Source organism: Bradyrhizobium sp. (assembly GCF_049798375.1).
In the GTDB taxonomy this organism is placed as follows: Bacteria; Pseudomonadota; Alphaproteobacteria; order Rhizobiales; family Xanthobacteraceae; genus Bradyrhizobium.
Window position 1 is genome coordinate 1 of the sequence record NZ_JBARGP010000395.1, and the last position, 7,029, is coordinate 7,029.

At 63.9% G+C, this 7,029-nt stretch carries 6 protein-coding genes and 1 pseudogene; 3 read left to right on the plus strand and 4 right to left on the minus strand.

Annotation, left to right across the window (positions count from 1 at the left end; translation table 11 throughout):
* Window positions 1-1,166, plus strand: a 1,166-nt coding sequence (locus tag WA702_RS16910; protein WP_425111690.1) for a caspase family protein, incomplete at its 5' end; no start/stop codon positions are given.
* Between the two features lie 76 nt (window positions 1,167-1,242).
* Here the strand turns inward: WA702_RS16910 and WA702_RS16915 are convergent.
* From WA702_RS16915 to parE, 4 genes are all read right to left on the minus strand, one after another.
* The gene (locus WA702_RS16915) at window positions 1,243-2,013 is read right to left on the minus strand and encodes an SDR family oxidoreductase (protein ID WP_425111691.1); all 771 of its coding nucleotides are present in this window, start codon (window positions 2,011-2,013) and stop codon (window positions 1,243-1,245) included.
* Between the two features lie 77 nt (window positions 2,014-2,090).
* Window positions 2,091-2,279: a hypothetical protein gene (locus tag WA702_RS16920; RefSeq protein ID WP_425111692.1), complete on the minus strand. Its 189-nt coding sequence runs from the start codon at window positions 2,277-2,279 to the stop codon at window positions 2,091-2,093.
* Between the two features lie 180 nt (window positions 2,280-2,459).
* Window positions 2,460-3,236: an outer membrane protein gene (locus tag WA702_RS16925; RefSeq protein ID WP_425111693.1), complete on the minus strand. Its 777-nt coding sequence runs from the start codon at window positions 3,234-3,236 to the stop codon at window positions 2,460-2,462.
* A 257-nt stretch (window positions 3,237-3,493) separates the two neighbouring features.
* The gene (gene parE, locus WA702_RS16930) at window positions 3,494-5,557 is read right to left on the minus strand and encodes a DNA topoisomerase IV subunit B (protein WP_425111694.1); all 2,064 of its coding nucleotides are present in this window, start codon (window positions 5,555-5,557) and stop codon (window positions 3,494-3,496) included.
* A gap of 269 nt (window positions 5,558-5,826) precedes the next feature.
* Between parE and WA702_RS16935 the strand changes: the two genes are divergently transcribed.
* Both WA702_RS16935 and WA702_RS16940 read left to right on the plus strand, forming a co-directional pair.
* The gene (locus WA702_RS16935) at window positions 5,827-6,357 is read left to right on the plus strand and encodes a DedA family protein (protein ID WP_425111695.1); all 531 of its coding nucleotides are present in this window, start codon (window positions 5,827-5,829) and stop codon (window positions 6,355-6,357) included.
* 355 nt (window positions 6,358-6,712) lie between these two features.
* Window positions 6,713-7,029 (plus strand): annotated as a pseudogene (locus tag WA702_RS16940) (N-acetyl-gamma-glutamyl-phosphate reductase); the annotation flags it as partial.

Consider the following 7,029-nt stretch of genomic DNA (forward strand, 5'->3'; position numbering starts at 1 on the left):
TGCCGACCGACGTGCCTGCCGCGACTGAAGGACAGGAAGAGTTGGTGCGCGATGCCTCTGTGCTCGCCGACCGCATCATCGAGCGGCTGCAGAACAAGAAGGCGCGCACCTCGATCCTGGTGTTCGACGCCTGCCGCAACAATCCATTCGAGCGGGCCGGCACGCGCGCTGTCGCCGGCGGCGGCGGGCTGGCGCCGATGACGCAGCTGCCGGAGGGCGTATTCTCGGTGTTTTCGGCAGGGCCACGGCAGACCGCGCTCGACCGCCTCTCCAACGACGATGCCAATCCCAACTCGGTGTTCACGCGGACCTTTGCCAAGGAGCTGGTCCAGCCCGGACTCAACATGGTGCAGGTCGCGCAGCGCACGCGGCGGCTGGTCAGCGAGATGGCCGAGACCGTGCATCACAAGCAGATCCCTGTCTATTTCGACCAGATGGTCGACGACGTCTTCCTCAACGGTCTCGCCAAGGGAACGCCGGAGAACGCGGCGCCTGCGCCGACGCAGCCCAAGCTCGCGGCATTGCCGCCGGTTGTGATGCCGCGCGTGCCGCAGGCCAGTGAATCGCTGAATGCACCGATCGCGATGTTCTCGCGCAGCAATAGCGGCTGGAGCATCACCTTCTCGATCGTCGATCCCACCCTCGGCATCTCGTGGCGCCTCGGCGATTCCGGGGATTTCCACGAGACCGGCTTCATGGACATTCTCGATCCGAGAACCCGCAAGCGCATGCCGAACTTCTCGATCCAGCTGCCGGGCGACACGCTGGGCGGCACCATCCAGGTGCGCTATATCGATGCCGGTGGCGAGATGCAGGGGCCTTTCCCGATCAAGTTCGATCCGGAAGCGGCGCTGATCCACGACCAGCGCAAGATCCTCGACATGACCTCGACGAGCTGGTTGTCGTTTCGCGAATTCAACGGGCTGCTCGTCTACTACACGCATCTGATGTCGTATCGCTGCGCGATCCGGCAGGTGCGGATCGGCATCGATACGTCGATGCCCGACAAGGTGCTGACCATGCCGGCCTGCAACATGAAGGATCCGATCTCGATCCCGTCTGACGCCTCGCCCTATCTGAAGCTGCCGTCGTCGACGCAGTTCGTTTCCGTTGAGCTGACTTATCGCGACGGCAGCGTGTCCGAGATCAAAAGTTTCCGGAGATAGCGCATTCAGACATATGAATCCGGTTTTTGTCACACCAAAGGGGTTTGCGTAGAGATCAAGAGCTTTCCGAGAAAGCTCAGGCCGAGACGGAGTAGCCGCCGTCGACGGGAATCGCAGCTCCGGTGACGAAGTCGGAGGCCTTCGAGCTGAGGAATACGGCGATGCCGGCGAAATCGCCGATGTCGCCCCAGCGTCCTGCCGGCGTGCGTGCCAGCACGCGATCGTGCAGGCCGTCGACCTGCTCGCGGGCGCGCTTGGTGAGATCGGTATCGATCCAGCCAGGCAGGATCGCGTTGACCTGGATGTTGTCGGTCGCCCAGGCGCAGGCACAGGCGCGGGTGAACTGCACGATGCCGCCCTTGCTCGCGGCATAGGCCGACGCGAAGCCGGCGCCGAAGATCGACATCATCGAGCCGATATTGATCACCTTGCCGCCGCCGGATGCCTTCAGCGCCGGGTAGGCGGCCTTCGAGCAGATAAATGCGCTGGTCAGGTTGGTGTCGATGACCTGCTGCCACTCATCGGCTTCGAGCACATGCGGCGGCTTGCGAATGCTCATGCCGGCATTGTTGACCAGGATGTCGATGCGGCCGAGCTCGCTGGTCACACGCGCGATCATGGCCGCGACGGCGTCTCCGTCGGTGACATCGGTCGCGACCGCGATGGCGCTGATACCGCGTGCCCTGAGGTCGGCGACGGCGGCCGCGGATTTGGCCTCATTGCGCCCGACCACCGCGATGTCGGCGCCGGCATCCGCGAGGCCTTGCGCCATGCCGAGCCCGATGCCGCCATTGCCGCCGGTCACGATCGCGACCTTGCCGCGGAGATCGAAAGAAGCTGCTGTCATGATGTTATCTCTTTGATTGAGCATGATCTTTTCGGAAAACCGGTTTCCATTTTTCCGGATCATGCTCTAGTTTCGGTTTAGCCATTGCTGCCTTGCCAGATCATCACCAGCCCGAGCGCGGCGACGCCGGTGCCGTAGCCGGCCCATTGCAGCTGGTTGATCATGAAGCTCGTGCGCGGCCAGGCGATCGTGCCCGTGCCCTGGCCAATCCAGAGCAGCCCGACGACGAGCAGGAGCAGGCCCCCGATCAGCAGAAATCTGCGCATGGCGTCATCCTCTATATCGCGCGCCGGCTGTCCCGGCTTGTCGCGTAAACGATTGACCGTAGCGGCGGCCGGCACCGGCCGCCAGAGCGGTGTGACGCGCGGCGTGAATAACCAACGCGCAAACAAAAAGCCCCGGCAGAGCCGGGGCTTTCCATTCGTCAGATTTGACGAAGATCAGTATCAGTACTTGACCACCGGGCCGGTCCAGTTGAAGCGATAGACCAGCGAGGTGCTGATGGTCTGGACCCAGGGCTTGAACGAAACCGAGTCTGCGGTCAGCGCATTGGTGCCGTCAAAGCGGATGTTGACGTCCTTGCGATCGTAATACGCAGCGCGGTACTCGGTCTTCATGAACCAGCCCGGCGCGGAGATGCCGAAGATGTTCAGGTTGTTCTCGACGCCGCCGCCGACGAACCAGCCGTTGCTGTTGAACGAGTCGGTGTGGACGCCAGCGGGAGCGCCGTTGAGGAAAGTGAGACCGGTGCCCGACCAGTGCGATCCCGAGTAACCGGCATTGACATAGGACAGCACGTTCGGCGCCACGAGATAGCCGAGGCGGGCACCTGCGGCCCAGGCGTCTTCCATCTTGATGCGGCCGGTCGCGCCAACGAACTGATCGTTGAGGTTGCCGCGCAGGCTGCCGAACTGACCGTCGGCGAAAGCACCGAACACCCAGCCCGGGCTGACCTGCCAGTCATAGCCAAGACCGACGGTGCCGAACCAACCGTCGCCACCGACGCGCTGGTCGATCGTGGCGGGAACGCCGAGCACGTTGGTGTGCGAGTCGGCATCCCAGATGCCGCCGCCGGCGCCGCCGAAGATGTAGAAGCCGGTCCAGCTCTGCGCGACCGGCGCCATCATCGGAGCCTTGGTGTAAGGACGTGCAGCGAGGTCAGCGGCGGACGCGGCACCGGTCAGCGTCAGAAGCGCGACAGAAGCGAGCAAGAACTTCTTCATAACCAAATCCCCAAGATAAGCTGCGGTGGCGTTCATTCGTGTCGGCGATTCCCTCGCCTGATGTGACCGAATATAGCCCAACGGTCTGGAAATGCTGTTGCGCGGCGGGCACACCGACCGGAAAAGGGACGTGGTTCGCACGGAGTTTTCCAGCAACGTTCTGATCTCACATAGGAAAACAGGTCCCACGCCTCCGGCATGGAACCTGCAATTTGTACGGGAAGCCCACAAAAGGGGGCTTGCATGGTTGCGGAATCCTAAACGTCGAGCAGATCGTCGCTGGCGAATTCGGCTTTTTCCGAGATGAAGGCGAACCGCGCCTCGGCCTTGGTGCCCATCAGCCGCTCGACCGAGTCGGCGGTGCCCTCGCGGTCGTCGGCAAGCAGCATCACCCGCAGCAGGGTGCGCTTGCTCGGGTCCATGGTGGTCTCCTTGAGCTGCGCCGGCATCATCTCGCCCAAGCCTTTGAAACGGCCGATCTCGACCTTGGCATTGGCGTTGAACTCGCGCTTCAGCAGCTCGTCGCGATGGGCCTCATCACGGGCGTAGAAATTCTTGCTGCCGTGGGTCAGGCGGTAGAGCGGCGGCACCGCGAGATAGAGATGCCCTTCGTCGATCAGCCGCGGCATCTGCCGGTAGAAGAAGGTGATCAGCAGCGAGGCGATGTGGGCGCCGTCGACGTCGGCATCGGTCATGATGATAATGCGGTGGTAGCGGAGATCTTCCTCGCGGTAATGCGGACCGGTGCCGGCGCCGATCGCCAGGATGAGATCGGAGAGCTGCGCATTGGCGGTCAGCTTGTCCTTGCCGGCTGACGCGACGTTGAGGATCTTGCCGCGCAACGGCAGCACCGCCTGGGTCTTGCGGTCGCGCGCCGCCTTGGCGCTGCCGCCGGCCGAATCGCCCTCGACGATGAAGAGTTCTGAATTCGCCGTCCCCGATTCGGTGCAGTCGGAGAGCTTGCCGGGCAGGCGGAGCTTCTTGGTCGCGGTCTTGCGCTGGGTTTCTTTCTCCTGGCGCCGACGGATGCGCTCCTCGGCACGCTCGACCACGAAGTCGAGCAGCCGGTTGGCGTGCATCGGATTGCCTGAAAGCCAGTGGTCGAAGGGGTCTTTGACCGCCTGCTCGACGATGCGCTGGGCTTCAGCGGTCGCCAGGCGATCCTTGGTCTGGCCCTGGAATTCCGGCTCGCGCACGAACACCGACAGCGTGACGGCCGCGCCGACCATGATGTCCTCGGAGGTGATCGCGGCGGCGCGCTTGCCCTGCCCGGCACGCTCGGCATGGTCCTTCAGGCCGCGCAGCAGCGCGCTGCGGATGCCTGCTTCATGGGTGCCGCCATCGTGCGTCGGAATCGTGTTGCAGTAGGAGGAAAGGAAGCCATCGGCGTCAGCCGTCCAGGCCACCGCCCATTCGCAGCCGCCGTGACCTCCGGTGCGGCCGGACTTGCCGGCAAAGATGTCCGGATGCACCAGCGCGTCGGCGTGGATCATCCCGGCGAGGAAATCCTTCAAGCCGTTCGGGAAGTGGAAGGTCGCCTCTGGTGGCACGTCATCGATGCCCTTGAGCAGCGCCGGGTCGCATTTCCAGCGGATTTCGACCCCGCCGAACAGATAGGACTTGGAGCGCGCCATCGTGAACAGGCGTTGCGGCTTGAACGCCGCCTTGGCGCCGAAGATGGTCGGGTCGGGCTGGAAGCGCACCTTGGTGCCGCGGCGGTTGTTGACCTTGCCGACTTCCTCGAGCTTGCCCTTCGGATGGCCGCGCTCGAAGATCATGCGATAGAGCTTCTGGTTGCGCGCGACTTCGACCTCGAGCCGGGTCGAGAGCGCGTTCACTACGGAGATGCCGACGCCGTGCAGGCCGCCCGAGGTCTCATAAACCTTGGAGTCGAACTTGCCGCCGGCGTGCAGCGTGCACATGATGATCTCGAGCGCCGACTTCTTCGGAAATTTCGGATGCGGATCGACCGGAATGCCGCGGCCGTTGTCGGTCACGGTCAGGAAGCCCTCGGCGTCCAGCTCGACCTCGATGAAGGTGGCATGGCCGGCCAGCGCCTCGTCCATCGAGTTGTCGATGACCTCGGCGAACAGATGATGCAGGGCCTTCTCGTCGGTGCCGCCGATATACATGCCGGGGCGGCGACGCACCGGCTCCAGACCCTCGAGGACCTCGATGTCGCGGGCGGTATATTCGCCCTCGGCGCCGGCTGCCTTGTCGGTCGCTTTGGCCGGGGCTTTGCTCTTCACGGCTGCCTTGGCGGCTTGCGCCAACATCTCGCCGGGCTTCGTTTTGGCTGCGGATTTCAACGGCTTACCCATCAATTTTGATAGCTTGCCAGCGCTGGGCGGTGCGCCCGCGCGATGGCGAATCGGTTGGCCTGACTATGCCATGGATGGACGCAAGACAATGACCGGGCCTGTCGGGGGCGATCGTCCCACCAACAGATAGGAACCGCATCGGCCATTTTCACGCGCCGGGCCGGGCTTTGTGACTTGAAGTCGATCGGTTCCCCGGCGTACCAGTCACTTCGGTACGAACCATAAACGGTTCAAGGACTTAGGCCGCGGGGCGGGAAGGCGATCGGGAGATGGAAGATTTTGGGCGCGCGGTCGCCGAGTTTGTGCGCGACCACCAGGCCTGGGCCGCTCCGATTGTGTTCCTGTTAGCATTTGGTGAGTCGCTGGCCTTCATCTCGCTGCTGATCCCGGCCTGGGGGGCGCTGGTCGCGATCGGCGCGCTGATCGGGGCGAGCGGCATCAGCTTCTGGCCGATCTGGCTGGCCGGCGGCCTCGGCGCCGCGCTCGGCGACTGGATCTCCTACTGGTTCGGCTACCGCTACAAGGAGCAGGTCGCCGCCATGTGGCCACTGTCGCGCTATCCGGACCTGCTGCCGCGGGGCGAGGCCTTCGTGCGCAAATGGGGCATACCCAGCATCTTCATCGGCCGGTTCTTCGGACCTCTGCGGGCCTCGGTGCCGCTGGCGGCCGGCATCTTCGAGATGGAGCATGTGCGATTTCAGGTCGCCAATTTCGTCTCGGCGCTGGTGTGGGCCGCGGCGCTGCTGTTGTTCGGAGACGTGATTGCGCGCGTCACGGAATGGCTGTGGCGCACGGTCTAAGGCTCGCCTGCCGGCGCTCATGCTTGACGCAGGAACCGCGTGGCCCTATAGCCCTGCACCGATGATCGACGCCGCGACCATTCTGCTCGCCATGCGCCGCCGCCGCACTTTTGCGGTACGGGCGGTTGTCTGCGTTTAGATCACACAGCCCCTGCCGCCGGATCCGATCCCGCGGCATTCTCCATTTGCAGCGCGATTCGATCAGGCGGCTCCTTCATCCAGCAGGAGTTTTCCGATGTCTACGCCGCAGCCATTCAAGTCAGACCGCACCGCAAGCCTTCGCTTCGCACACGAGCACTCGCGATCATTGGCGCGGGTGCCTATGTCTGCTCATAAGCTTTGACCGGAGGGTGTCATGACCTTGATCGAGACCAAGCAGCCGAAAGACCAGGCCAAAGCACAAGCCCAGGGCGCCGCGACACGTTCCGTTTTCGTCGATGGCGGCTCGGGCACCACCGGCCTCGGCATTGCCGAGCGGCTGAGCCATCAGAGCGGCATCACGGTGAAGTCCATCGCCGAGGACAGGCGTAAGGACCCCGGCGCCAAGAAGGCGCTGATGGAGGAAGTCGACCTCGTCATCCTCTGTCTGCCGGACGACGCCGCCAAGGAGACCGTGGCGCTGATCGACAGCATGGGCAAATCCGCGCCCAAGGTGATCGACGCCTCGACCGC

Excerpts from the sequence above, each read along its gene's own strand:
- WA702_RS16915 (WP_425111691.1), bottom strand. The coding sequence starts at position 2,013 with ATGACAGCAGCTTCTTTCGATCTCCGCGGCAAGGTCGCGATCGTGACC.
- WA702_RS16920 (WP_425111692.1), bottom strand. The coding sequence starts at position 2,279 with ATGCGCAGATTTCTGCTGATCGGGGGCCTGCTCCTGCTCGTCGTCGGG.
- WA702_RS16925 (WP_425111693.1), bottom strand. The coding sequence starts at position 3,236 with ATGAAGAAGTTCTTGCTCGCTTCTGTCGCGCTTCTGACGCTGACCGGT.
- parE (WP_425111694.1), bottom strand. The coding sequence starts at position 5,557 with ATGGGTAAGCCGTTGAAATCCGCAGCCAAAACGAAGCCCGGCGAGATG.
- WA702_RS16935 (WP_425111695.1), top strand. The coding sequence starts at position 5,827 with ATGGAAGATTTTGGGCGCGCGGTCGCCGAGTTTGTGCGCGACCACCAG.